Raw genomic sequence first — 22,601 nt, forward strand, 5'->3', positions numbered from 1 at the left:
GAAATTGCCAGTAAGCTACTTGCTGGAACAATTCAGGATTAAGCAGCTAGGCACCCTGGTTTAAGGCTCATGAAGCCAAGCCAACTCCCCTTTTTTCTCTTTGCTCTTATATCTTTGTCTGCGGTCGCTGATTTTGATAAAAAACCCATTCAGCTGAAGCAGATCCTGGAACGCTGCTTGCGTACAGAGGGAGGCAAATTGGTTAAAGTCGAAAAGCATGGCTGTGGCTATTCGTTAGATTTGTCACAAGGCGTTGGAGATCCTGCTCATGGTTTTCAGGTTGCTGCCGTCAATGTTAATTGGGATTACGCGTTCCTGATTAGAATGCGTTACGATCACGATTTCAGTAAACATATCTTTTACGATATCGTTGATACCAATGGCCAACTTTTTTACTCGCAATCATTTTTAGTTGACGAGATCATAGGATTTTTTGATGGCCTAGGGGCTGCTATGGGTGTGGATATCCCCGGGTTTAAACCGGTGGGGATGCGCGCTGGCGTTGAAGATTAGCTAGCCTTTGCACTCTATTGACCTAAGTTTTAGGTTCCATATAAGTGTATTGATGAAGTTGTTTATTTTGCTGTTTTTATGCACATTGTCAATCGATGCTGCTGCACAACAGGTGCTCCTCAAACGAGGCCATGAAGCCTTGACCCTTCCGGGAAGAAGAAAATTGCCAAGGTTAGTGAAGCCTGAAACCGCGCCTGCTTACGAATATGTGCCGGTCAGTCTGTTGGCTGAAGATAATACAAAATCAAAAGTGAAGAATTTCGATTTGCGTGAATTCGATCGTTTGGAACAGGCAATTAACGCTGGCGAGTATTTATCGATTCAGGAGCGATGGCGCCATTTGGGATTGCTGGTCCAGTATGAACGTTTAGAAAAACAGTTTGACCCAAGCTCTTTAGAATATAGCACTGGCCGGGTGAAGACTTTTCCCCAAAAGGTTCCTGGCATCAGATCTTTTGGTTGCTGCATTTCCACACCAGCTGCTGAAGTTAGCCAGGATAGATTTGAAAATCTTGACGCAGCGCAAGGGGGTGATGATGGAATCCCTGAACGTAAATGGCGCATAGCGATGGCTGTAGCACATGGTATTTTGGATTTGAGCGACGTTAAAGGTGGACATATTTTAATCCAAGAATTTATTGCCAAGATTGATGAAGACATTCGTGAAGGGATCGAAGTTCTGCAGCTTTCCGGCTGTGATCTGACCGAATTGCCCGATGTTAGCCCTTTGTCCAACCTTAAAAGAATTAATTTGTCGAATAACAATATAGCAACACGACCCGTGCATGGTCTTCCTATACGAGTGGACGTTGTAGGCGCCGATCATTTAAGGGCGACTTTGGCGCATCTTGAAAATATTGAAAATATCTATTTGGCGCCCATTGGCACGCTGCCGCACCGCGTTGATGTGGGTCAGGCTGATATATTTATGCTCCAGGGGGATGCAATTGATATTCTCTTTAAAATTAATAAGCTGTTCCGCTTGGCTCAATCTGGATTGCCGGTGGTGGTTTTTTCTGACAACGCACCAAATTTGTTGTTCATCGTAGGCGTTTTTTTGATGGATCAAAAAAAATATTCAGCACAGCAAGCGACAGACGCGCTGGTTTCTAAGGTGGAGACCAGAGATAGCGACAGGGAAACGTTGCTGGACTGTCTTCAGCGATGGTCACGCAAGAAAGCCGCGGCCCCGCCCCATTGACGCTATTTTTTAAGATTGAGATAAACTATACAGATGATTCCAACCGTTTTTCTTATTTTAACCATATTTTCAATCCACGCGATTGCCCAACAAGTGCTTGCACCGGGGCGAAGTCGTATAAGTTTTCAACACGTTAACCCCGATAACGCGCCCCCTGTAGAGTACGCGCCGGCTAATCCTTTGGCTGAACACAAAGCCTTTGCTCGACTCGAGGCGTTTGATTGGGTCGAGTTTTATCGTTTAGATGAGGCTGTAAATTCGGGCCGGTATTTAACGGTTGAGGAACGATGGCGTTATCGAATTCTATTGGTTCAATTTAAACGCTTAGAGACGCAATTCGACTTAACCTCCTATGAATCCGATCAGAAACCAGCGAAGAGTTTTCATGCAGACGTTCCTGGCGTGAGGACCCTTGGTTGCGGCTCATCAAAGCAGGCTGCTGAGTCTGCTGCGCCAACTCAAACGGTTCCCAATCCTTTGACGGGCCCGCCTCGGGCCCTTGATAATTTACTGGCTTTGGCGGATCCGCTTGCTGACAGAGCTAAATTAAAAGGATTTCTAAGTCGACTGCCGGATTATGAAAGAAAATTATTCGAGGCACTCATCGATCGGGCTTATGCCAGCCGAATTTTTGATTTAAGCCGTATTAAGCTAGCGTCTCTAAACCTTGGCCAGGAGCCATCGGCTTGGCTGGAGAGGCTTTTCAACAACTTTCCCGCTGATTTAGCAAGCCAAATTACTGCGCTGAATTTGGCAGGATGCGGTCTCGAGTTTTTACCTGGCATTTATATGCTAACCGCTTTGGAGAAAATAGACTTATCAAGAAATCTTCTGAAACATTATCCGTTTGGCTATCACCAACGTTTAGGCATTAGAGCGACATATATATCTCATGATACAGTATTAATCCTGAGCGGAAATCCTTTTGGCAACGAACCCCCCTCTGTGCGCGGCCTCGACTTTTCGGTTCGCGTGATTTTAGATCAGCATGATGTCATCCAGTCTGCTATCGGGGAGGAATATCGTAACCAGGCCATCCTTGCTCAAAGGCACATTGCTCACAAGTTTGAATTGACGAAAGACAGCGCCGGAGACGAGGGGGCGGCTGTACCTTAATAAAACGGCCCGCCATTAGGGCGAGCCGCTCAATTTGGAGTATTAGATTCTAAACTAGTTAGACTCTTCGAACTCAGCTTCAACTACCTTAGAACCATCGTCTGGCTTTGGCTCTTCAGCTGCGACGGCACCTGGACCGCCTGCTTTGTAGAGCTCTTCGGCCATTTTGTGGCTTGCAGCAGTTAGCTCGGTGAGGGCTGCTTTGAGCTCGTCCGCGCTTTGAGAGTCTAGCTTGGTTTTGGCTTCGGCTAGAGCTTTTTCAACGGGTTCAACCACGCCGGCAGAGAGTTTTTCTTTGTTTTCGGTAACCATCTTTTCAACGCTATAGATCATGCTGTCGAGCTTGTTGCGTTCTTCGATGGATTCGCGGCGCTTTTTGTCATCTTCGGAATGACTTTCAGCGTCTTTCACCATGCGGTCAATTTCATTATCAGACAGGCCTGAGCTTGAAGTGATGGTGATGCGTTGTTCTTTGTTTGTTGCGCGGTCTTTGGCGGACACATGTACGATACCGTTGGCGTCGATATCAAAGGTCACTTCGATTTGCGGCATACCGCGAGGTGCTGGGGGGATGCCTTCTAGGTGGAAACGGCCCAGGGTTCTATTGTCCCTGGCCATATCGCGCTCGCCTTGGAGGCAGTGCACTTCCACGGAAGTTTGGCTGTCAGCTGCCGTTGAAAACACTTCTGACTTCTTGGTCGGAATGGTCGTGTTTCTTGGAATCAACACAGTGGTTACGCCGCCTAAGGTTTCAATACCAAGGCTTAGAGGTGTGACGTCCAAAAGCAGCATGTCTTTCACGTCACCAGCGAGTACGCCTGCTTGAACAGCAGCGCCCAAAGCAACCACTTCGTCTGGGTTAACGGAACGATTAGGCTCTTTGCCGAAGAATTCTTTGACGACTTCTTGAACGCGCGGTGAACGAGTAGAGCCCCCCACCAAAACCACTTCATGGATATCGCTTACTTTCAGTTTAGCGTCAGCCAGAGCTTTTTTCAGAGGCTCGAGAGTTTTTTGAATCAAAGGCTCCAGCAATTGATCCAGCTTAGCGCGCGTCATCTTAATGTTAAGATGCTTAGGGCCCGAGGCGTCAGCGGTCAAAAATGGCAAGCTAACTTCGGTTTCTTTCACGCTGGAAAGCTCGATTTTAGCTTTTTCAGCAGCTTCTTTGAGGCGCTGCATCACCATCTTATCTTTAGAAATATCAATGCCGGTGTCTTTTTTGAATTCGCCGTTTAGATATTGGATAATGACGTTGTCAAAATCGTCACCGCCCAAATGGGTGTCGCCGTTGGTGGAAATAACTTCAACCACATTTTGGCCTACTTCCAAAATGGAAATATCGAAAGTACCACCGCCTAAATCGTAAACAGCGATTTTTTCTTCGCTTTTTTTATCCATCCCGTAGGCAAGGGCTGCAGCGGTTGGCTCGTTGACAATACGCTTGACGTCTAGACCTGCAATCTTACCTGCGTCGCGGGTAGCCTGGCGCTGCGAATCGTTGAAATACGCAGGAACAGTAATCACTGCTTCAGTGACTTCTTGGCCCAAATAAGCCTCAGCAGCTCTTTTAAGCTTTTGCAAAACTTTGGCTGAAACTTCTGGTGGCGTCACTGTGCCGTTTTGAACTTTAAATCCAATACCACCATTATCAGTTTTAACGCTGTTGAATGGGTGCTTTTGGATTTCGCCTTGGCTTTCATCGAAACGGTGTCCAATGAAGCGCTTGGCTGAAAAAATAGTATTTTCTGGATTGGTGATGGCTTGGCGTTTGGCGGATTGACCGACCAAGATTTCGCCATCTTTGGTATAGCCAACAACCGAAGGGGTGGTTCGCGCACCTTCTTCGTTAGCGATAACAACAGGCTCGCCGCCTTCCATAATTGCGACCACGGAGTTCGTGGTGCCTAGATCGATTCCAATGATTTTTCCCATGTGATGAAACTCCTCGTTTTAGTTAAAATAAGCAGAATTGAGCCAGCGTCAAGTGTAGGTCTTTAATGCAAAGCCTATCATCTTATACAGTACCCGGGCGCCTACATTGGCATCCCAGCACTCGCCCCAGCTGTCCTTGGCTAAGTCTGATGGCACTGCGACTTCCACCAAATCCAGGCCGATGATTGTTTTCCCTGAGCTAGCTAAAATCTCCAGCAAGGTGACAAACTCGTCGAATCTGAGACCACCCGGTACCGGGGTTCCGGTGCTTGGGCAAAGGGTTGGATCCAGGCCATCTATATCAACCGATAAGTAAACTTTTTGCGGCAGGTGACTGATTATGTTTTCAAAAAAGGGCATGAGTTTGCCGCTCATCCGGGCGCGTCTCAGGTCCGGATCGAAAAAAGTTTGAACCCGGCCGCTGCTGCCGTCAATCAAATCCGCTTCTTCATCGCAATAATCGCGCACGCCGACTTGGATCAGACGCGCAACCTGGGGCACCTGTGTCACCACGTTATACATGATGGATGCGTGCGAATCGGCGAAATCGTTATAGCCCTGTCTAAGGTCTGCATGCGCATCAATGTGCAAAATACCGATGCTTTCATGATGTTCCGCGCAGGCACGAATGTTGCCCAAGGGCACACTGTGATCACCACCCAAGATCACCGGTGTCTGGCCTTTTGCCAAAATTCCTTTTGACCATTCATAAGTGAAAGCATTATTTTGAGCCGTAAGTTTATTAACAACTTCAGGATCTTTGCTGGCGGTAGCCTGCGCATTGCGCTTTAGCACGTCTTCTGGAATCGGCGCCATGTGAATCCCGGCCAAATAAGGCGAGCCGACATCGACGTCACGTAAATCGACCTGAACACTGGCCGCAAAAATAGCCGCCGGTCCATTGGCTGTCCCCGAGCGATAAGAGGTTGTAGCATCAAACGGCACTGGCAAAATCTGAAACCGTGCAGTCATTGGATCGCACGGCGCATCATAAATTTCGTGAGTCATCAAGCTTTCCTACCCCCCCTCTAAGCTGCTGGCAAGATCGAACCCTGCGGGTGTCCTTGGCTGATAGCCCGATGGCCTTTCCTAAAGCCCTCTAAGGCGTTAAGCTCTTGGATATGGTTTTAATCGCCCCTTCGATTTTGTCTGCTGATTGGTCTCGCTTGGCTGAAGAGGTGCGCGCGATCGATCACGCCGGTGCGGATTGGATCCATTTGGATGTGATGGACGGTCATTTTGTGCCGAATCTAACATTTGGCCCTAAAATGATCGGGACCATTCGAAAGCTTACGGGTAAATTTCTGGATGCGCATTTAATGATTACTCAACCGGAATTATGGATCGAGCGTTATGTCCAGGCTGGGGCGGATTCGATTACCATTCATGCGGAAGCTTGCGCGGATCTGCCGGGTGCGATTTCGATGATTAAGGCACTGGGAAAAAAGGCTGGTGTGGCGCTTCGGCCAGATACTTCCGAGACGATCTTGGAAGGCTTGTGGGATGACATTGATATGGTGTTGGTCATGACGGTGGAGCCGGGTTTTGGCGGGCAGTCTTTCATGCCTGGGCCGGTGGATAAAATCGGCCGGATTAAAGCCGTTTCGAAATGTTTGATTCAAGTTGACGGTGGTATTAATGCAACCACCGCGGACATTGTGAAAAAAGCCGGCGCGGATGTATTGGTGGCGGGCTCATATGTATTTGATAACGATTACGCTCAGGCGATCGCTACCTTAAAGGGCTTTGCATAAGCGCGCGGCAAAAAAAGCGTCGGCTTGATCTAGATGCGGCCAGAGCGTGATTTCGCCCAATTTACCTACCGTATGGGCTGGTAGCCAAGGCAGCGTTTTTCTTGGATCATCACGGGTAAATTCGGGATGCTTCGCCAAAAAAGCTGAGATTTGATCTCTGCCTTCTGAATGCAGTGGTGAGCAAACCGAGTAGACTAGAACGCCGCCGGGTTTAACTTTGCTCGCAGATGCTTCTAGTAGTTCGGCCTGAAGCGTGGCAAGCTCTTGGATATTTTCTTTTGTGCGCCAGAATTTAATTTCTGGGTGTCTTCTTAGAGTGCCATAACCCGAGCAAGGGGCGTCTAATAACACCGCATCGGCGGGATTGAGGTCGATGGTTCTAAAATCACCGGCTTTGGTTTCGATGTTTTTATCAACTAAGCTTAACCGAGACTCGCTCTGATCGACTGCGAGGACTTGGCCAGTATCGCCAACTGCTTCTTTTAAAATGCGAGACTTAGAACCCGGGGCAGCGCAGGCATCGATCACATAGGCACCCTTGGGTGGATTAACCAGTAGACCTGCGACTTGCGAGGCGGGGTCTTGGACCCAAGCTCCTGCGAGAGCTGCTCCAGGTACAAAGGGGTGGGTGCCTTGCTCGGGCGTTCTATACCAAGTTTGAGGCCGATCGTTCATGGCGATAGCGGCTTCAAGACGGTTCTCTTCGGGCAGAGCTTCGATTAAAAACACGGGCAGACCTAAAGCTTTGGCCATTTTTGCTGGAGAGTCAGTGGGTTTAAGCGTGAGATGAGGAGACGAGCCTAAATTTCTTAGGATGGCATTGGCAAAGCCGGCCATGCCGGGGCGCTTTTTCTTGATGAGGTTAACGCCAGCAGAGACAGCGGCGTAGGCGGGGATGGTTTCGCTGAGGTGTTGAAGTTGATAGGCGGCGACCAAGAGATGGCATTTTAAATCCAGTGCCAGCTTAGGATTTGGCTTGTTCATGGCGCGCATGATGCTGTCTTCGAGCACCGGCAACCATCGCAGCGTTCCATAAACGAGTTCAGTGCAAAAGCCCTTGTCCCGATTACTGTCATCCCGGCCAGGCATATTGTCCAACGCTTTCGACAACACCTGCTTCGAAAAACTTTTATGTTCCAGGATGTGCCCAATGACTTGAGCGGCTATTTTTCTAGGATCTGTAGACATTGCTTAATTAATTCTTTGTGATCGTAATCGACAGGTAAAATATGCGCAGACCTCGGCAGAATAACCGGTCGGTTTACGAATAAAGACGAAGCCTTGATATCCACGGTGTGATCGTGGGCTCCAAAAAAAGTATAAATCGGGCAGCTGACTTCGGGCAGAGCTTTAATGGCCCGCATGCGTAGCGCGTCGAATTCGGGCAAGGAATGCGACGGAACCACTGGATAGGCTTTGCTTGCGGCGCGAGCGATGGGATCTTCGATATCACTTCCAGCGTATTTTTTAAAAGTTGGAAAATATTTGAGCAGACCTTGTTTTGCAGCCCACACGCCCATGCGGCCAAATGGCTGTAGGATAAATGCCGGCGATAATAAGATGAGTTTCGCTTTAGGTCTTTCGGCTGCCAGAATGACACCGATCAAGGCCCCCATGGATAGACCGATAATGACGTCTGCGTCAAAGCTACGCGCGCTGGCAATCCAGTCAACAGCGCGAATGCCCTGCATGTCTGCAGGGACGGTGCCGTGGCCGGGTAAATTGGGTCTATGACAAGTATGACCGGCCTGCTCCAGAGCGATTTCCAGTGGCAGCAAATCATCTCGGTGGCCTGTGAACCCGTGCAATAGAAGAATTGACATTAGTGGACTACTGTAGAGCCGAATTCTTCAGGATTTTCAATGCCGCGGCGGGTTAAAAAACTTTCATCGACCGGATGCCAATGTCTGATCTCATCTTCTCCGCCTTCCCAGCATAAAAATACCGGTTGTTGATGGCGTTCGGCCCTAAAATCGATGCGGGCAGGGAAAATGCTTTTCACTAAAGCGCCATATTGCTGAATGCCCATCATTTCATCGCGAATTTTAAGCTCAATTTGCTTCAGGCGTTCCCTGGCTTCCTCGGCTTCTTTGCTTAAGTTTGGCACCCCGGTGGTATCCAGCTGAGCTAGACTTCCTAAAATTCGCTCCTGCAGGACATGACCTTCGGTCACCAAAAGATGTATTTTGGAGATATGTTCTTTTAATATGGGCAAAAAGAGGTTGGCCTCTTGAAGCGTGATAGAACGAAAGATCATAATTCTATTGTAAACCCGGGATATCTTTAGGCAAGGAGCATTTTATGAAAACCAACGAGAACGTATCAGAATCACTCGGATACCCTAATCTGGAGGCATTGATCGAACAGCCCAACCCAGACATTGCGAGTATGAAAGCCAGTCAAAAAGCACTCGAAGAACTTTCAAAAACAGCAAAGAGTGCAAAAGATAAAGGTTCTGCAAAAATTGCAGTATTGGCATATACCCGATTCTTTGAGCTTTTTGACAAGCTATTAGAAGTGCGTTCTAAAATGGTCGAAAAAAGTACCAAATAGGACTAAAATCTGATCATGGGGGCGATCAGATGGGAAACCGAATTGGATCTATAAGCTTGGATGATACCGCGCAGGGCTCTGTGCGTACCAGCAACAATATGAGCGGGGGCGAGAAATTCGCTCAGGCCTTGGGAAATGGCGTTGATGCGGTCGGCGGGATTGCTGACAATCTAGCCACTGTCTTACCTGGGGGCAGCGCAGTCTTGTCCGCTGTATCAAGTGGCTTAACTGGCGTTACCGGGTCGGTGGGAGGTGCATTCGGAGGCGGTAGCAGCTTCGGCGGCATGAGCAGCCTCGGCGGGGGCGGAGGCTTTGGAGGCGCCATGGGTGGTGGCTCTGTTGGTGGGATCGGCGGCGGGGCCTCAACGGGCGGCTTGGCTGCTGCTGCAAGTGGCAAGCTTACTCAGGTGCAGATGCTTAATATTCAAGAGCAACAGCAACGTAAAGCGGCCTATTATTCGATGATGTCGGCCCTCTTGAACATCATGCACCAGACTGAAATGTCGATTATCCAAAATATTCATTAATTTGGAAGCAACTTTTTCAAAGGGCAGCCGATAACGAGACTTATGAATGCTGCCCAATCCGCATCGAGTGTTAACTCTTTAACCCTAAATACCCGTTCGGGCGGGTTTTCAAAGACCAGCTCTAACGTTGATTTCTCCAGCAAGCTAAAAAATGGCATGGCGAAAGGTGCGTCCTTAACTTACCAAAGTGTGGCACCGATGGCCCCCTTTGTTCCGGGTGGTGCGGTGATGTCAGCGATGCTGAGCAACGCAGCGGGCTCCCTGGCGAGCGATGGTGTGGCTGCTGGAGGCCTTGGAGGCGGAGTTGCTGGGGCGAATATGTCTTCGGGCTTTAGCGGTGGCGGTCTGCCTGGGCTACCAGCGGGTGGTGCAGCAGGCGTGAGCGCGCCTGGTGCAAACGGCAATATGTTTGATTCCATGGAACATTTGCAGCAAAATATGATGTCCATGAACGTGTATATGTTAGGATTACAACAGGGATTCAATGAGATGAATCAGAAGTACACAGCGGTCTCAAACATACTCAAAACCAAACACGACACGGAAAAAAATGCCATCCAAAACTTTAGATAAAAACGAAGTCATCCACGGCCTGATAGATGTCCGCCGCCAAGATGCGATTGTGCTCTTAGAGGCGGGCTATTTTTTAATGCAGCTGGGCAAAAAAAAAGAAGCCAAAGATATTTTTAGCGGCGCCATCGCGCTGTTTCCACATAGCGATGTGCCCTGTATCGCCTTGGGAAATCTCTATCTGGTTGAAGGTAAACCTGATTTGGCCATTAAAGAGCACCAACGCGCCTTGCAGCGTGTCCCCACGAGCTCTGCCGCACAGGCTCACATCGGCGAAGCTTTGCTGTTTCAAAAGAAAATCCCTGAAGGCGTCCAGGCTTTGAAAAAGGCCATTGAGATGGAGCCGAATGGACCGAGTTCGAAGTTAGCCAAGGAGCTCTTGCGCGCGAACGATTTGCATGTTTTTGATGCAGCCTAAAGGAATGAATATGCGTATCAATTCAAACGTCCCCTCTTTGCCTACTGCGACCGGCTCTGTGTCTGGGGCAGCGCCAAAAACGTCTTTTCAAAATGTATTGGCCGGTGGGCAGAGTAAATCGATTTCGTCATTGAAAAATGATTTAAAAGATGTGGCGCGTGAATTGAAAGCGGGCAAAATTACCGAAGAACAGGCCACCAAGCAATTTGTTGATCTGGTGATCGCAAAAAGAAATGAGCTAAATCTGTCACCAGACAGCATGAAAAAAATTCAAACTGCCGTAGGCGATCTCGTCAGCGGTGATCAGGCCTTCGTTTCAAAGCTCCAAAACGAACTTAAAAGAATTTAGCTTCACCGGGCTCAGGGATCGCAAACCGAACGTCTTTAAACTTGGCGATCTCTTCGCCTGGCGCCAAGTATTTCTCGTACGACAGCGGAAAGCAGCCATGATGAATGCCGATGGCATTCGTAGCATTCAGATCATGAAAAGCCTGCATGGCATCGGCTGGATTCATATGCTGATATTTCATGAACCAACGAGGCTCATACGCGCCAATCGGTATGAGCGCTAGCCTAAAAGAACCAAGCTTGGCCTGTGCCGCCTTGAAATGCTTCCCGTAACCCGTATCACCGGCAAAGTAGATATTTCCACCCGGCAGCTCCACCGCAAAGGCGCCCCAAAGCGTCTTGTTCCGATCAAACGGGCTGCGCGCAGACCAATGTTGAGCTTTCAAAAAATGCACTTTTTGTTGCGGGCCAATGTCGTAAGCGCTGTCCCAATCCATCTCAACGATCTTAGCCTGAGGCATTTTAGGCCGCAGAATGGATGAAACTTTAAGCCCCACAAAAAATGTCGGTTGAAAAGCAGTTTCCAGCCGTTGCAAGGTTGGCAGGTCTAAATGGTCGTAATGGCTATGGCTTACCAAAACAATGTTTATCTTTGGCAGGTCTTCAAATCGAATCCCAGGCGCATGAACCCGCTTAGGCCCAGCGAATGAGACCGGGCTCACCCGATCAGACCAAACCGGATCCGTCAGAATATTTAAGCCCTCAGTTTGCAGCAGCACGGTGGCATGGTTAACAAAAGTGGCTCTGAGCGCTTTGTCTGGCACGTTTGCGGGCGGTTTATCCAGTTGTTTAAGTTCTCGCCATTTCGGCCAGTCAGAAGCGGGCTTACTCCAGATAAACTTTGCCAAATCCCAGGGTGTTTTCGTATCCTGCACTTCTGAATCTTTAAACTTCGATCCTTCAAAAGGAGCTGCGCCCGTTAATATTGTCATAAAAAATAACATACCCCACTTGCCAAATCGATCCATGCCCCTAATATGGCACCCGGCGTCCCCGTCGTCCAGAGGCCTAGGACATTGCCCTTTCACGGCAGTAACACGGGTTCGAATCCCGTCGGGGACACCAATTTACTTAATAAGTATTAACTAACTCAAACCAAAATCTTCGCCGCTCACAGAGCTCATACATCGCTTGCTGAAAATTGCGTCCGAAGGGAGCATGTGCTTGGCAATATATTGTTATTTTTTTATTGTCGAACTGTATTCTCGCGCCAACCGGCTTTACCCCTCCTAACACGTCTTTTAATGGTGATGATACTCCCTTGCCTGACTTGTGCCTTAACAATGTCTCGAAAATTTTCTCCGCCTTTTCTTGCAGCCTTCTATTTTCCAAAATATCCACTTCTTGGGCTAGCCGAATAATTTGAGGAGCAGACGATCTATCCTGCGATATCAGCTGACATAGGCCCGACACCCACCCAAAATCATTTCCCCTGTCTCCAGGTATGATAACCGCCGTATTAAAGGCCGGACACGAAGTGTGTTGATGGAAGCGAGGTTTTTCAAAAAGAGATACTCGAACTAGGAATTGGAATGTGTAAGTGTCCAGTTGAACTTGTGGCAGGAACATATGCCTGCGTCCACTCAGCAAGTGTCCGGAGAGTAACATGACTAACATCAATAATTTTATCATAGCCGTGGCTTAACACAGCCTCATTTTCCGCCAAGATGTGGGGTTGACTTTGACTTTTGAATCGGGCATTTCTGGCCTCGTCGGAGCGTGGCGCAGCTTGGTAGCGCACTAGACTGGGGGTCTAGGGGTCGCAGGTTCAAATCCTGTCGCTCCGACCAATTGGTTTAAAACCCGTCATTGCGAACGCAGTGAAGCAATCCACTCTCTGCGCACGCAATAACGATCGGCAAGTTAGGCCGCCTTTTTAAGGGTCATTATTTCACCCCGATTTTTTTTGGGAACTGCTTTTCTTGACGATTTTACTTTTTTTGCGGATTTCTTCTTTGGGCCATTCTTTTTTAGTTTCTGACCTTTTCGAGATCCACCCCCGCGACTTGCCTTGCTTTGGGAAATATTACCCTCTTTGTCTACATAATACAGGTAATCCTTGTGCCGTTTTAGCTCGGTCCTTAAAACCAATTCCGGCGGCTTTATTTCTGTGGCATTTTGGCCATTGCGCATCATTTTGCTGCGATAAACATTTAATTCTCGATCAAGAAAATACATCCAACCCGTTTCTCGCTTAATACCTGCTTCCATGATTTTTTCTGACATTTTGTCCTCATTATTTTAATTTCATACAACAAACATTTTCATGCGTTCTCTGGAACACATGAGCGATAATTTCACACCAAAAATTGGGAATGTAAATAGTTTTTTTTGACCATCATTCTTTGTTTTCCGTCGCTATATTCAGTCAAAGAATTTCGAAATTTCAGTTGCATGCTTTTGCAGTTTCCTGTCCTCTTGAAAATGCAGTAGACTGTATTTAATTAATGACGATGGAGGTGAATTAAGTGAAATTTGGCTTTAAAGATATGCAGATTGCTTATTTAGCAGAAGGAATTGCTGGAATTGAGAAAATTGTGGATCGAGCCTCGTCTCCGGCAACATTGCTTCGTAGGGTTATTATTAGTTTAAAGAAAGCAAGCAGAGACACGAGCGAGCTGGAATACTATGCGGCATTGAATAATTACTTGCCTAAACGCCGCGGACGTAAGGTCCCTGCTGTCGGGATGACTCGTATCTATCGCGCACAACAAATACATCGGGGAGAGCCTTTCCTGCACTTGCCTCTGGGTGTTTTACGATCGAAAAAGGGCGACGTTTTAACGGTTTCGTTCGAGACAGACTGTATTATCGTGAAAAAAATTATGGTTAAAACATATTGAATCCCAAACATATTTGATAGCTGTGCTCATGGTATAGGCATAAAGGCCAAAGAAGCCAGCTCCTAAAATCGCGCCGGACGTGGTGGCTATTATGACTAACCCGCCTGCCAAGCTGATGTTGGCCGGGCTGTCTTTGGCAAGTATGCAACTGGCTGGAACTAGTGAAACCAAAAAGGCCACGGTTCCTCCGAGACCTGCTCCTGCTGCGCTGAGGCCTATGATGGTCCCCTGGGTCACCGGGCTCATTGCGGGTAGCGTTAGGGAGAAAGTAAGCACAACCAACAATGAGATTCGACGAAGATTGACCATATGAAATCCGTGCCTACAGCGACAAATTGTGCTCGTCAAATCCAATTTGTCCACCTTTTTGATAGATATTGGCATGCTTAATACAGCCAAACTAATTCTCGCCCTTTCGCTTTGTTCTTTGCCTGTCTTTGCGGCTGATGCGCCCAGATGTACTGAGGCGGATAAGAAGGATCATATTTATTCGGCCAACCATAAATTCGCAGCAGACTGGGAACGATGCGGTATCCATCATTTGGGCTCTAATGATGGAACAACCCAGTGCTTACGAAAAGCCTACGGCACCTTGTCGGCCGGTTGCGCTTCTTGCTTTGGTGAGAACGCGAGCTGCGTTCGTGATAATTGCTGGTGGAGCTGCATTACCGGCCGCAATGAAGCGTGCGAAAAATGCGCCATCGATAGCTGCAGAGCGCCTATGGAGCAATGCACAGGAATCTCGCACTATGATATGCCTAGCAATTGATTTTTTTTCGAGCGGGTTCTAGCTTTTGCAGGATGCCCACCTGTTTGCTGCTGATCTTGATCCTTCTACGCTTTTTAACCGCCATGATGGCTTCATCGGCGCTTAATCCTTCATGTAATATCAGATAGGCGATAACGACGCTGGCGCTGCGGCCCATGCCGGCTTTGCAGTGTACGTACATTTTGTGACCCTGCTTCAGTTCCTGCGCGACAATGGCCGCGGCCTGAGTCAGTTTTTTAGCTGATATGGACCTGAAATCTTTAGAGGGCACCTCAAAGATGACGGCACCGCTTTTTTCCCATTCTTCTTTGGTGACTGGTTGATGCCTGAGACCTGGTTCGCGTTCAAAGGGCTCGAGCAGATTCAAAACACGATTGATGCCAAGGGATTTCAGTTGCACGAGGTGTCCCTTGTTGCGCAATGGGATGCCACCTAGGTACAATCCAGCATCACTGATTTTGACCCACCAGGGGATGCGAATCGCTTCGGTGCAAAAAAGCGAGAGCTCAAAAACTGCTTTTTTTATCCATCTCTGCATGGGATTTTACCTTGATGTGTTCAAATGCTTTCGCAGTGGCAACGCGGCCTCTGGGTGTGCGCATTAAAAAGCCTTCTTGGATGAGATAAGGCTCGTAAACGTCTTCTAAAGTATTGGTTGATTCACCTAATGCTGCTCCTAGGGTGTCCAGGCCAACGGGTGCGCCTTCACAGGTTTCCACTAGGAAGCTCAAAATGCGCGTGTCCATTTCATCGAGGCCGTTATCTCGAACGCCTAAGCGGGTAAGGGATTCGCCGGCGACGTCCGCGGTAATATTGCCTGCATGCAGCACTTGAGCGAAATCGCGTACGCGCCTTAGCAAACGATTGGCGATACGAGGCGTGCCGCGGCTGCGTCTGGCGATTTCATGCGCGGCGCCGGACTCGATGGGGATATTTAAAATCGACGCAGAACGGTTCACGATTTGCGTTAGCTCGGCCAGCGAATAAAATTCAAGGCGAGCTGAGAAGCCGAAGCGGTCTCTCAGCGGGGAAGTTAATAGGCCAGTTTTAGTGGTAGCGCCCACCAGTGTGAAGGGTTTAATATTGAGACCAATGCTTCGAGCGTGAGCGCCTTCGCCAATAATCACGTCAAAGCGAAAGTCTTCCATGGCGGGGTACAAATTCTCTTCAATGACGCTGGTTAAGCGATGAATCTCATCGATAAACAAAATATCGCCCGCGTTCAAGTTGGTTAACAAACCTGCCAAGTCACCCTTTTTTTCTAAAGCGGGGCCGGAAGTCACGAAGATTTGCGAGCCGAGTTCTTTGGCCAAGATATGTGCCAAAGTCGTTTTACCTAGACCTGGCGGGCCAGATAAAAGAACGTGATCTAGGGGCTCGCCGCGTAATTTCGCTGCCTGCGCAAAGATCTTTAAATTTTCAATAAGTTGTTTTTGGCCGACGTATTCTTCAAACGCTTTTGGTCTGAGGCTTTTTTCCAGTATTTCTTCGGAGTCTTCCAAAAGATCCGGGGCTAAAATTCCTTCCATGATATTAAATCTCTCGCAGCGCTTCTTTCAGCAGATCGCCTAGAGGCTTGTTTTGATGTGCCAAATGCTCGACCGCTTTCACCGCTTTGTCCACTGCCGGGGTTTTATAACCGAGGTTAGCAATGGCTGAGCGCAGGTCGCTTAAAATGCTGTCGCTTCCAAAGAATACTGCCACGGGTTTGGTCTTGTCTTTGAGCTCCAACACCATGCGTTGTGCCATTTTAGGCCCGATGCCTGGCACCCTGGTAAGCCGCGCATGATCGCCCGAGGCCAAGGCATTCGATAATTCAGTGGGTTGTAAGGCGGATAACACACTGAGAGCCATTTTGGGCCCGATTCCAGAGATGCTGATCAACTGCTCAAACAAATGCAAGCTGTCTTCAGACAGAAAACCATACAATTCTAACGCGTCTTCACGCACATGTGTATGGATATGAATAAACACCGATTGTCCTATGTCTCCAAGTGTCGATAAATCTGACAATGGCATCGACACGCGATAACCGACCCCGTTTGTTAAAACGATGGCATTTTTTAAATTTTTAAGCTGTAGTTGACCAGTGAGATAGGCAATCATATGGTAAATCCTATGCCTCCTACCTTACACCGCTCTGTTTGGACCGCAATCTATTATGTGCCTTTTTTAATCTTGTGCGGCATTATTTTTTGGCTATCCAGCATGAGCAATCCGCCCATTCCTGAGCCCATGAGATTCCCTGGCGCGGACAAAATTCTACACGGCATTGCCTTCGCGGCAGTAGGGGCGGCTGCCGCCCTGGGCTCTATGGTTAGACGGAATAGATTGGGCCTCGAAGTCTTTCTAGAGGCATGGATTTTAACAGCAATTTACGGATTTTTAGATGAAGTTCACCAAAGATTTACCCCTTCCAGAAGCTCCGATATTACCGATTGGTTTGCGGATATCATTGGCGCAGCGGTTGGCGTGTTGCTTTTCTCCGCGGCGGCCAAGGCAGCTAGATGGGTTGCTAAACGATAATAGTAGGGTATAAATAAGCCTACAATGAAATTTATTTTATTAATATTATTGGTAGTTGCAGCCGGCTGTGGTAACCACCCTTTGAGCCGAAATGAAGAACAAAGAAGCGATTCGGTTCGCAAGCTTTTCGCGGAATTGCTTGACCCGCCTGCTGAACTTGCGAACTCTAAGTCTGTTGTGAAAGAGGTTCTGCTGAGAAACCTCGATGGTTTATATTTCTTAATTAACCACCCGGACTTATTGAAAAAGACCAAAGTTCCGGCTGAAATCATTCATGCAATTCCAGCCGATGCATTAGAACGCCTTAAAGATCAGCCGCTTGAAACCATTGCCAAGGCCCTCAGACAGCTAGATCAGAGCTTTTTTGATGATATTCAGAAAACTTTGGATAATTCGGTGAAGAATTTCAAGTTTGCGGCCAAGGATTTAGAAGCGATTAAAATTCCCAAATTAGGTGAAGCTTGGACCGATTTTTTCCAGGGCGTATTAGTCAATTACTTTCCAGCTCTGCCTCTCAAAGATCGAAAGCGAATTCTCGCTTTTATGATTCTAAAGCTGAATGATCTTAGCACTGATAATGAAGTCTTATTGAACTGGGTATATGCTTCTGGTCCGTATTTTCAAAAATACCTCCAGTTAATGGCTGATTACTTGGAGCCGGGCGATGATCACAATTTGGCTGAACTGAAGCAGGGCTTGATGAAAGTTAAGGATGCCCTGCCTTCCATTCCTAAAGTGCTTATTGACGTCTACTTGCAAGAACTTGCCAAAGAAGGCTATCAAATAGAAATCATTCGCTCATTAGGCGCCGCCAGCGTGGGAGAGGCATTTTTGGCCAAACTTGGCGGAAAAAATGGCAGACAAGTCGTTATTAAGTTTAGGCGCCCCGGTATCGAAGACATCGCTAAAGCCGAAGAGATTTTCTTTTCGTCTCAAGCTGCAAAGGCGCAAGGTGATGCGCTCAAGGCAAGTTTTAAAGAAGTTTCGCTTCAAATTAACGAAGAGTTCGACTATCGAACTGAATACAAAAAAATCAAAGCTGGCATTAAAGCTTACGAAAATGATCCAAGCTACCCTATTAAAGTTGTGAGACCTCTGTCCGAGGATGAGTTCCCAAGCAGCGATCGCTATTTGGCCATGGAATTCGTAGACGGTAAGACTTTTAGGCAGCTGGACAAAAATCCTTTGCAGCAACATGCAAAGAGCATTTTGTGGGAGCGCATGACCCGTAAGTTCATGAAACAGGCTTTATTTGCTAAAGAAAATCACTTTTTCCACGGCGATTTGCACGAAGGGAACATGATGGTTGTTTTTTCGCCCGATTTGAAATTGGCCGAAGATGCCACGCGCGAAGAAGTTCAAAAAGCTGTGGACAATGGCTTGATTTCACTCGTGTTGATCGACTTCGGCAATGCGCACGAGCTGACGTCTGGGCAGAGTCTGGCACTCAGAAACATCTTTTTAAGCGCTGCCAAGCTTTCAAACTCAGCCCAAGTCTTTTTGGACAATATTTGTCCGGAAGCTCCGGCTAAGGTTCTAGAGAGTCTTCAAGAATCTGTTTTTAGCAACGTAGCAGAAAAACGAGAAGTTGAAGTGCCCCAGAAGCTTGGCGCAGCAATGGACGTTTTACTGATGAACAATCTACCTATTCCCGGGTTTTTAATGGCCTTTGAAAGGTCTTTGGGTATGCTCAGCAATGTGAAGCATAACAGCGAAGCCAATTTGCATCAGATTTCGCAAGATGCCTATGTGAACGAGGTTAAAGATCTGGTTGCAGGTATGAATGGGGCAGTTAAAAACTCTGTACTGGACGGCATTGTACTGGACGCGCAGGTGGTTGATTTTGAACGAAACGATCTTGGCCTTGGGGAAGATTGGAGACTAGCTCGATTGGCTTGGGCCGCAGAGTCAGATCGGCAAAAAAAGCTCAATCAAACATTTGGGCTTTTGAAGATTTTAGTAAACAAGCTTCCGAAGACCTCATCCGAAGGCGTGGGTACCCGCGCATGGCGCTTTGTTCGCGATGGTTTTTCAAATATGCTCCCGCCAACAGTGCCCCCTTTGAAGTCAAGCGAAGAACCTGCACCGGCCCCAAATCCTGAGCCGGCTCCAGCCACCGCTAAACAATCTGATACCGAATATTGGATCGACCAAGTTGTATCCGGCGTGTTTTTAGAGTGGGAAGTACAGAAAATCACCGACATTGGTGGTGATGGCGTTAAATGGAAAGAACAACGAAATGATTTGGCGAAGGCCTTTGCTAAAAAAGACTGGCAAGCGGTGGCTTATTCTGGTCTTCAGTTGTTGAAGGTTGTGCCTCCGGCCATCGAAGGCAGATTGATGGATTTTGTGAGGGACAACCCAGAACTAGCGCAAACTGATTACTGGTATTTGAAATACGTGCGTTCTTTGTTTAAGCGGTCTTCTTCGGGCCATGATTCCCTCTGGGTAAGCGGCTTAGAATATTTGCTGAAACCAGGGACCACTGGTGAAGATGCTTATTGGGAAACTTATAATTTCGGTTTGTAAGCGCAAGTCAGAACTTCAATGACCTGAGATTTTTCAGATTGTAAGGCTTCGTTGTAACAGGCTTTGAAGTGTGAGGCGTCAACAGGTTGATGTCTAATGCCGTAGATTTGGCATGCGCCACTTAGATTATAGGTATGTGGCACTAAGAAATATCGCTCGAAGAGTTCTGTTTCAGAGGCAATGGGTAAAGTTCTGAAAATGCCGTTGCCTTGATTGTTGATCACAACGATGGTTACTGGGACATGCAGGTCCTTCAGAAAAGACAGGCCGCTGACATCATGCAAGAAAGTCATGTCGCCCAAGACCAAAACCGTTGGCTGGTTTAAGCCATGCGCAAAGCCACAAGCGGTGCTGATGATGCCATCAATGCCGCTGGCGCCTCGGTTTGCACCTACGATGGGGATATGCTCGCCAGCGATGGCGTGGGTGTCCATGTCTCGAATGGGCATGGAGTTGCCGAGAAACAGGGCGTGCTCTCGCCAGTCTGTGCAGGAGATTATCTTAGCGATGGCTTCGCTCTCTCCCTCCTTTGAAAAAGGGGGGCTGGGGGGGATTTTCTCCAGCAACTGAGTAATCCCTTTAGCCACAACCCGACCACCGAGCTTCAAGATATTCTCAGCTTTAAGCCCCGAAAAATCCCGGCTATGATCCAAAAGCGGGTGCTTTAAAAACCTAAGCCCTGAAGTCACACAAGCAATCGCTGGCACCTCAAGCTTTTCAATCTGCCTAAGCGCGTCTTCCTGCTCATGCCTACTTTTAAGCGAGCCAACTACAATCAAATCAGGCGTCATAGCAATGGCTCCCGATATTGGCAGTTAATCTGAATCGGCCCGGGCAGCGGCCCGAGCGCTCTAAGTCCAGCTTGCCTCACTTGAAACGCAATTTTGTCCAATGCCGCTTCTTTGCTCGGCGCAGGCAAATCCACAAAAGACCTGGCGTAATTTCCGAAAATCTTAACCTGGTCAATGGTTTGATTGGCCGTCGTACCCCGAAGCTCCGCTGGCCTATCTGCACTTAAGACCACTAAGGGTAGAGACTCCATCGAAGCCTCCACCACAGCCGGAAAAAGATTGGCAACCGCGGTGCCGGAAGTCACAATCACCGCCGCCAATTTGCCAGTGGCCCCTGCATAACCCAAAGCAAAAAAGCCCAAGCTACGTTCATCGTGACATATAATTGTCTGAGCACGCGGGTGCTTCGCCGCCGCGACAACGAGCGGCGTGGATCTGGACCCAGGCGCAATCGCAAACAGCTCGCACCCTAAAGCGCAAAGCTCATCAATCACAATATTAGCCCAAGTTAAATTCATACGAAATCAAGTTGCTTCTTAAACCGCCTAAACGCATGTGTAAACGTCAGCAGCATTAAGACCAACAACATCGCAATGCACAAGCCAAAGTCCAAGTTCCCCTCAGGACCTAACACCGCCGTGCGCATACCTTCCATCGCGTATATGTAAGGATTCACCAAATCGAGATACGCCAGCCAAGGCGACACTCCGTAAAGCTTGTGCCAAGTAAATTGAAACCCGCCGAAAAACCAAAGCGGAAAAACAAATCGCGTGAAAACTTTACCCATTTGCTGAGGGCCTTTCACGTAGCTTGCCACCCAAACGGAAAAGGTGCTGAAAAATAGCGCGGAGACAACCCAAATCGCAAAAAAGTGCCCCCATAAGATTTCAAAGCTTGGATTGAGCTGCCGCATGATCAAAATGCTGACCGGAAACGACCAAATGCTGACCCATAGGGTGCTGATAAAAAATGCCAAAATCATTGCCGCAAATACAAATGCCGGATGAATAGGTAAAATCAGCTTTTGTGCAATTTGCCGATCACCATTGATGTCATTCACCAGGTTATAAATCCCGGGGAACATTCGAAAAGAAACGCTGGATGCGAGCGACCCGGAAAAGCTAATCATCAAATACTGCGTTGGCACTCCAAAAAGAGGTAGCAAGTAAACGTTGATGGTTAACACCACCACCAGCCAAACCAACAAATCGATCACTTCTGATAATGCATTTTGCTTAAAAGCCTTTAAGTCCGCCCAAACCAACTGCCCAAATATTTGCCACATACTTTAAGCCCCTGCCTCTTCTTGCATTAACTGTAGGTAGACCGCTTCCAGAGTCGAAAGCTGGAATTTGTCCATCAATTCGTCTGGTTTTGCGATGAGCTTGATAGAGCCTTTATCCATCATGCAGACCCAATCTGCCAGCTGCTCGGCTTCATCCAGATAATGCGTTGTGAGTAAAATCGAGACCCCTTGCGCTTTTAATAGACGAATCTTCTCCCAGATTTGCTGGCGGATTTGTGGGTCAAGCCCGACGGTCGGCTCATCGAGTATTAGAATTTTTGGCCCATGCATGAGCGCACGTGCCATCATAAATCGTTGCTTCCAACCCCCAGATAAAACCATCGGTCTCGCATCTAAGTAGTCCTCTAAGTTAAGCTGTTCGGTCAGCTCGGCAAGACTATTACGTGACGCTTGCGCGCTCAATCCATAAAAACGGCCGGCAAATAAAAGGTTGTCTTGCAGGCTGAGCAGATTGTTTAAGTTGGCTCTTTGAGGGCAGTAGCCAACATTGCGTTGGTAGGCTCGCAGGTCTTGGTAAATCGATTTGCCGTGGAACAGAACATCGCCCAAGGTTGGCTTCATTAAAGTCGCCAAGATCGAAGACAAGGTAGTTTTACCTGCACCGTTGGCGCCAAGTAGTGCGAAGACTTGCCCAGTGTGTAAGTCCAAAGACGTGTCGTGCAGGGCAACGACAGGTTTGCCTTTGGCGGGGTAATGTTTGTGCAGATGTTTAACTTCTAAAACGGGAGACATGGCTTGTTGTACCAAAAAGCGGATTGGAGCGCCAGTTTCCGCTTCAATCGTATCCAGCTTGGTGCCCAAGAGAGGACTCGAACCTCCACGAAGTTTCCCTCACTAGGACCTGAACCTAGCGCGTCTACCAATTCCGCCACCTGGGCAAGCGAGGGCTGCAGTATGAAAAA

Annotated in this window: 27 protein-coding genes and 3 tRNA genes; 15 read left to right on the forward strand and 15 right to left on the reverse strand. The window is 48.0% G+C overall.

Going from position 1 to position 22,601, the window contains the following annotated elements:
• The first annotated feature begins 69 nt into the window (after window positions 1–69).
• The 3 genes from V4534_06650 to V4534_06660 are packed head-to-tail and all read left to right on the forward strand — an operon-like array spanning window position 70 to window position 2,830.
• Window positions 70–513 (forward strand): hypothetical protein, encoded by a 444-nt coding sequence (locus V4534_06650; protein MES2504541.1) that lies wholly within the window; start codon window positions 70–72, stop codon window positions 511–513.
• A 52-nt stretch (window positions 514–565) separates the two neighbouring features.
• On the forward strand, window positions 566–1,714 hold the full coding sequence (locus tag V4534_06655) for a leucine-rich repeat domain-containing protein (GenBank protein MES2504542.1): 1,149 nt from the start codon (window positions 566–568) through the stop codon (window positions 1,712–1,714).
• A 33-nt stretch (window positions 1,715–1,747) separates the two neighbouring features.
• Window positions 1,748–2,830, forward strand: coding sequence for a hypothetical protein (locus tag V4534_06660; GenBank protein ID MES2504543.1), 1,083 nt, complete (start codon window positions 1,748–1,750; stop codon window positions 2,828–2,830).
• Between the two features lie 54 nt (window positions 2,831–2,884).
• Here the strand turns inward: V4534_06660 and dnaK are convergent, their stop codons facing one another.
• A complete protein-coding gene (gene dnaK / locus V4534_06665; GenBank protein MES2504544.1) occupies window positions 2,885–4,765 on the reverse strand; it encodes a molecular chaperone DnaK in 1,881 nt (626 codons plus the stop codon).
• A gap of 48 nt (window positions 4,766–4,813) precedes the next feature.
• The gene (locus V4534_06670) at window positions 4,814–5,773 is read right to left on the reverse strand and encodes an agmatinase family protein (protein MES2504545.1); all 960 of its coding nucleotides are present in this window, start codon (window positions 5,771–5,773) and stop codon (window positions 4,814–4,816) included.
• 113 nt (window positions 5,774–5,886) lie between these two features.
• Here V4534_06670 and rpe point away from each other — a divergent pair, with 113 nt between their 5' ends.
• Complete coding sequence (rpe, locus tag V4534_06675; GenBank protein MES2504546.1) at window positions 5,887–6,519, forward strand: ribulose-phosphate 3-epimerase; 633 nt, start codon at window positions 5,887–5,889, stop codon at window positions 6,517–6,519.
• Here rpe and V4534_06680 read toward each other — a convergent pair.
• The 3 genes from V4534_06680 to V4534_06690 are packed head-to-tail and all read right to left on the reverse strand — an operon-like array spanning window position 6,502 to window position 8,776.
• Window positions 6,502–7,707, reverse strand: a complete 1,206-nt coding sequence (locus V4534_06680; protein ID MES2504547.1) for a transcription antitermination factor NusB — start codon at window positions 7,705–7,707, stop codon at window positions 6,502–6,504. The two genes, rpe and V4534_06680, sit on opposite strands and share 18 nt — an antisense overlap.
• Window positions 7,683–8,342 (reverse strand): alpha/beta fold hydrolase, encoded by a 660-nt coding sequence (locus tag V4534_06685; GenBank protein ID MES2504548.1) that lies wholly within the window; start codon window positions 8,340–8,342, stop codon window positions 7,683–7,685. The genes V4534_06680 and V4534_06685 overlap by 25 nt, the downstream gene beginning before the upstream one ends.
• Window positions 8,342–8,776, reverse strand: coding sequence for a DUF2203 family protein (locus tag V4534_06690; GenBank protein ID MES2504549.1), 435 nt, complete (start codon window positions 8,774–8,776; stop codon window positions 8,342–8,344). The genes V4534_06685 and V4534_06690 overlap by 1 nt, the downstream gene beginning before the upstream one ends.
• Window positions 8,777–8,820: 44 nt before the next feature.
• Here V4534_06690 and V4534_06695 point away from each other — a divergent pair, with 44 nt between their 5' ends.
• The 5 genes from V4534_06695 to V4534_06715 are packed head-to-tail and all read left to right on the forward strand — an operon-like array spanning window position 8,821 to window position 10,936.
• On the forward strand, window positions 8,821–9,072 hold the full coding sequence (locus V4534_06695; GenBank protein MES2504550.1) for a hypothetical protein: 252 nt from the start codon (window positions 8,821–8,823) through the stop codon (window positions 9,070–9,072).
• A 29-nt stretch (window positions 9,073–9,101) separates the two neighbouring features.
• Window positions 9,102–9,599 (forward strand): hypothetical protein, encoded by a 498-nt coding sequence (locus tag V4534_06700; protein ID MES2504551.1) that lies wholly within the window; start codon window positions 9,102–9,104, stop codon window positions 9,597–9,599.
• A gap of 42 nt (window positions 9,600–9,641) precedes the next feature.
• A complete protein-coding gene (locus tag V4534_06705) occupies window positions 9,642–10,172 on the forward strand; it encodes a hypothetical protein (GenBank protein ID MES2504552.1) in 531 nt (176 codons plus the stop codon).
• Window positions 10,150–10,587, forward strand: coding sequence for a tetratricopeptide repeat protein (locus V4534_06710; GenBank protein MES2504553.1), 438 nt, complete (start codon window positions 10,150–10,152; stop codon window positions 10,585–10,587). The genes V4534_06705 and V4534_06710 overlap by 23 nt, the downstream gene beginning before the upstream one ends.
• Before the next feature lie 10 nt (window positions 10,588–10,597).
• Window positions 10,598–10,936 carry a hypothetical protein gene (locus V4534_06715; protein ID MES2504554.1) on the forward strand — a complete coding sequence of 113 codons (339 nt, stop codon included), beginning with the start codon at window positions 10,598–10,600 and terminating at the stop codon, window positions 10,934–10,936.
• Here the strand turns inward: V4534_06715 and V4534_06720 are convergent.
• Window positions 10,923–11,867, reverse strand: coding sequence for an MBL fold metallo-hydrolase (locus V4534_06720; protein MES2504555.1), 945 nt, complete (start codon window positions 11,865–11,867; stop codon window positions 10,923–10,925). The genes V4534_06715 and V4534_06720 overlap by 14 nt on opposite strands.
• Before the next feature lie 57 nt (window positions 11,868–11,924).
• Between V4534_06720 and V4534_06725 the strand changes: the two genes are divergently transcribed.
• Window positions 11,925–12,000: transfer RNA gene (locus V4534_06725), tRNA-Glu, on the forward strand.
• Between the two features lie 648 nt (window positions 12,001–12,648).
• Window positions 12,649–12,725, forward strand: a tRNA-Pro gene (locus V4534_06730).
• Between the two features lie 73 nt (window positions 12,726–12,798).
• On the opposite strand, the gene V4534_06735 is transcribed toward V4534_06730, so the two are convergent.
• Window positions 12,799–13,161: a hypothetical protein gene (locus V4534_06735; GenBank protein ID MES2504556.1), complete on the reverse strand. Its 363-nt coding sequence runs from the start codon at window positions 13,159–13,161 to the stop codon at window positions 12,799–12,801.
• 242 nt (window positions 13,162–13,403) lie between these two features.
• Here V4534_06735 and V4534_06740 point away from each other — a divergent pair, with 242 nt between their 5' ends.
• Both V4534_06740 and V4534_06745 read left to right on the forward strand, forming a co-directional pair.
• Window positions 13,404–13,778, forward strand: coding sequence for a hypothetical protein (locus V4534_06740; GenBank protein ID MES2504557.1), 375 nt, complete (start codon window positions 13,404–13,406; stop codon window positions 13,776–13,778).
• A 337-nt stretch (window positions 13,779–14,115) separates the two neighbouring features.
• Window positions 14,116–14,547: a hypothetical protein gene (locus tag V4534_06745; GenBank protein MES2504558.1), complete on the forward strand. Its 432-nt coding sequence runs from the start codon at window positions 14,116–14,118 to the stop codon at window positions 14,545–14,547.
• Here the strand turns inward: V4534_06745 and V4534_06750 are convergent.
• Genes V4534_06750 through ruvA form a run of 3 tightly spaced genes read right to left on the reverse strand, consistent with a single transcriptional unit; the run spans window position 14,537 to window position 16,653 of the window.
• On the reverse strand, window positions 14,537–15,085 hold the full coding sequence (locus tag V4534_06750) for a dual specificity protein phosphatase family protein (GenBank protein ID MES2504559.1): 549 nt from the start codon (window positions 15,083–15,085) through the stop codon (window positions 14,537–14,539). The two genes, V4534_06745 and V4534_06750, sit on opposite strands and share 11 nt — an antisense overlap.
• On the reverse strand, window positions 15,054–16,076 hold the full coding sequence (ruvB, locus tag V4534_06755) for a Holliday junction branch migration DNA helicase RuvB (GenBank protein ID MES2504560.1): 1,023 nt from the start codon (window positions 16,074–16,076) through the stop codon (window positions 15,054–15,056). Before ruvB ends, V4534_06750 begins: the two co-directional genes overlap by 32 nt.
• Before the next feature lie 4 nt (window positions 16,077–16,080).
• On the reverse strand, window positions 16,081–16,653 hold the full coding sequence (ruvA, locus tag V4534_06760) for a Holliday junction branch migration protein RuvA (GenBank protein MES2504561.1): 573 nt from the start codon (window positions 16,651–16,653) through the stop codon (window positions 16,081–16,083).
• Window positions 16,654–16,665: 12 nt separating this feature from the next.
• On the opposite strand from ruvA, the gene V4534_06765 reads away from it, so the two are divergent.
• Both V4534_06765 and V4534_06770 read left to right on the forward strand, forming a co-directional pair.
• The gene (locus V4534_06765) at window positions 16,666–17,073 is read left to right on the forward strand and encodes a VanZ family protein (protein ID MES2504562.1); all 408 of its coding nucleotides are present in this window, start codon (window positions 16,666–16,668) and stop codon (window positions 17,071–17,073) included.
• A 24-nt stretch (window positions 17,074–17,097) separates the two neighbouring features.
• Complete coding sequence (locus tag V4534_06770; protein ID MES2504563.1) at window positions 17,098–19,602, forward strand: AarF/UbiB family protein; 2,505 nt, start codon at window positions 17,098–17,100, stop codon at window positions 19,600–19,602.
• On the opposite strand, the gene V4534_06775 is transcribed toward V4534_06770, so the two are convergent.
• From V4534_06775 to V4534_06795, 5 genes are all read right to left on the reverse strand, one after another.
• Window positions 19,584–20,393 carry a thiamine pyrophosphate-dependent enzyme gene (locus tag V4534_06775; GenBank protein ID MES2504564.1) on the reverse strand — a complete coding sequence of 270 codons (810 nt, stop codon included), beginning with the start codon at window positions 20,391–20,393 and terminating at the stop codon, window positions 19,584–19,586. The two genes, V4534_06770 and V4534_06775, sit on opposite strands and share 19 nt — an antisense overlap.
• Window positions 20,390–20,911 (reverse strand): thiamine pyrophosphate-binding protein, encoded by a 522-nt coding sequence (locus tag V4534_06780; protein MES2504565.1) that lies wholly within the window; start codon window positions 20,909–20,911, stop codon window positions 20,390–20,392. The genes V4534_06775 and V4534_06780 overlap by 4 nt, the downstream gene beginning before the upstream one ends.
• Window positions 20,908–21,678 (reverse strand): ABC transporter permease, encoded by a 771-nt coding sequence (locus V4534_06785; protein MES2504566.1) that lies wholly within the window; start codon window positions 21,676–21,678, stop codon window positions 20,908–20,910. Before V4534_06785 ends, V4534_06780 begins: the two co-directional genes overlap by 4 nt.
• Window positions 21,679–21,681: 3 nt before the next feature.
• Window positions 21,682–22,500, reverse strand: a complete 819-nt coding sequence (locus V4534_06790) for an ABC transporter ATP-binding protein (GenBank protein MES2504567.1) — start codon at window positions 22,498–22,500, stop codon at window positions 21,682–21,684.
• Window positions 22,491–22,577 (reverse strand) — tRNA-Leu (locus tag V4534_06795). The genes V4534_06790 and V4534_06795 overlap by 10 nt, the downstream gene beginning before the upstream one ends.
• Between the last annotated feature and the right edge of the window lie 24 nt (window positions 22,578–22,601).

This window comes from Myxococcota bacterium (assembly GCA_040387835.1).
Lineage (GTDB): Bacteria > Myxococcota > UBA727 > UBA727 > JABDBI01 > JAZKCZ01.

Bases quoted from the DNA above. Each gene is read 5' to 3' on its own strand.
- V4534_06650 (MES2504541.1), top strand. From the start codon at position 70: ATGAAGCCAAGCCAACTCCCCTTTTTTCTCTTTGCTCTTATATCTTTG.
- V4534_06655 (MES2504542.1), top strand. From the start codon at position 566: ATGAAGTTGTTTATTTTGCTGTTTTTATGCACATTGTCAATCGATGCT.
- V4534_06660 (MES2504543.1), top strand. From the start codon at position 1,748: ATGATTCCAACCGTTTTTCTTATTTTAACCATATTTTCAATCCACGCG.
- dnaK (MES2504544.1), bottom strand. From the start codon at position 4,765: ATGGGAAAAATCATTGGAATCGATCTAGGCACCACGAACTCCGTGGTC.
- V4534_06670 (MES2504545.1), bottom strand. From the start codon at position 5,773: ATGACTCACGAAATTTATGATGCGCCGTGCGATCCAATGACTGCACGG.
- rpe (MES2504546.1), top strand. From the start codon at position 5,887: ATGGTTTTAATCGCCCCTTCGATTTTGTCTGCTGATTGGTCTCGCTTG.
- V4534_06680 (MES2504547.1), bottom strand. From the start codon at position 7,707: ATGTCTACAGATCCTAGAAAAATAGCCGCTCAAGTCATTGGGCACATC.
- V4534_06685 (MES2504548.1), bottom strand. From the start codon at position 8,342: ATGTCAATTCTTCTATTGCACGGGTTCACAGGCCACCGAGATGATTTG.
- V4534_06690 (MES2504549.1), bottom strand. From the start codon at position 8,776: ATGATCTTTCGTTCTATCACGCTTCAAGAGGCCAACCTCTTTTTGCCC.
- V4534_06695 (MES2504550.1), top strand. From the start codon at position 8,821: ATGAAAACCAACGAGAACGTATCAGAATCACTCGGATACCCTAATCTG.
- V4534_06700 (MES2504551.1), top strand. From the start codon at position 9,102: ATGGGAAACCGAATTGGATCTATAAGCTTGGATGATACCGCGCAGGGC.
- V4534_06705 (MES2504552.1), top strand. From the start codon at position 9,642: ATGAATGCTGCCCAATCCGCATCGAGTGTTAACTCTTTAACCCTAAAT.
- V4534_06710 (MES2504553.1), top strand. From the start codon at position 10,150: ATGCCATCCAAAACTTTAGATAAAAACGAAGTCATCCACGGCCTGATA.
- V4534_06715 (MES2504554.1), top strand. From the start codon at position 10,598: ATGCGTATCAATTCAAACGTCCCCTCTTTGCCTACTGCGACCGGCTCT.
- V4534_06720 (MES2504555.1), bottom strand. From the start codon at position 11,867: ATGACAATATTAACGGGCGCAGCTCCTTTTGAAGGATCGAAGTTTAAA.
- V4534_06735 (MES2504556.1), bottom strand. From the start codon at position 13,161: ATGTCAGAAAAAATCATGGAAGCAGGTATTAAGCGAGAAACGGGTTGG.
- V4534_06750 (MES2504559.1), bottom strand. From the start codon at position 15,085: ATGCAGAGATGGATAAAAAAAGCAGTTTTTGAGCTCTCGCTTTTTTGC.
- ruvB (MES2504560.1), bottom strand. From the start codon at position 16,076: ATGGAAGGAATTTTAGCCCCGGATCTTTTGGAAGACTCCGAAGAAATA.
- ruvA (MES2504561.1), bottom strand. From the start codon at position 16,653: ATGATTGCCTATCTCACTGGTCAACTACAGCTTAAAAATTTAAAAAAT.
- V4534_06765 (MES2504562.1), top strand. From the start codon at position 16,666: ATGCCTCCTACCTTACACCGCTCTGTTTGGACCGCAATCTATTATGTG.
- V4534_06770 (MES2504563.1), top strand. From the start codon at position 17,098: ATGAAATTTATTTTATTAATATTATTGGTAGTTGCAGCCGGCTGTGGT.
- V4534_06775 (MES2504564.1), bottom strand. From the start codon at position 20,393: ATGACGCCTGATTTGATTGTAGTTGGCTCGCTTAAAAGTAGGCATGAG.
- V4534_06780 (MES2504565.1), bottom strand. From the start codon at position 20,911: ATGAATTTAACTTGGGCTAATATTGTGATTGATGAGCTTTGCGCTTTA.
- V4534_06785 (MES2504566.1), bottom strand. From the start codon at position 21,678: ATGTGGCAAATATTTGGGCAGTTGGTTTGGGCGGACTTAAAGGCTTTT.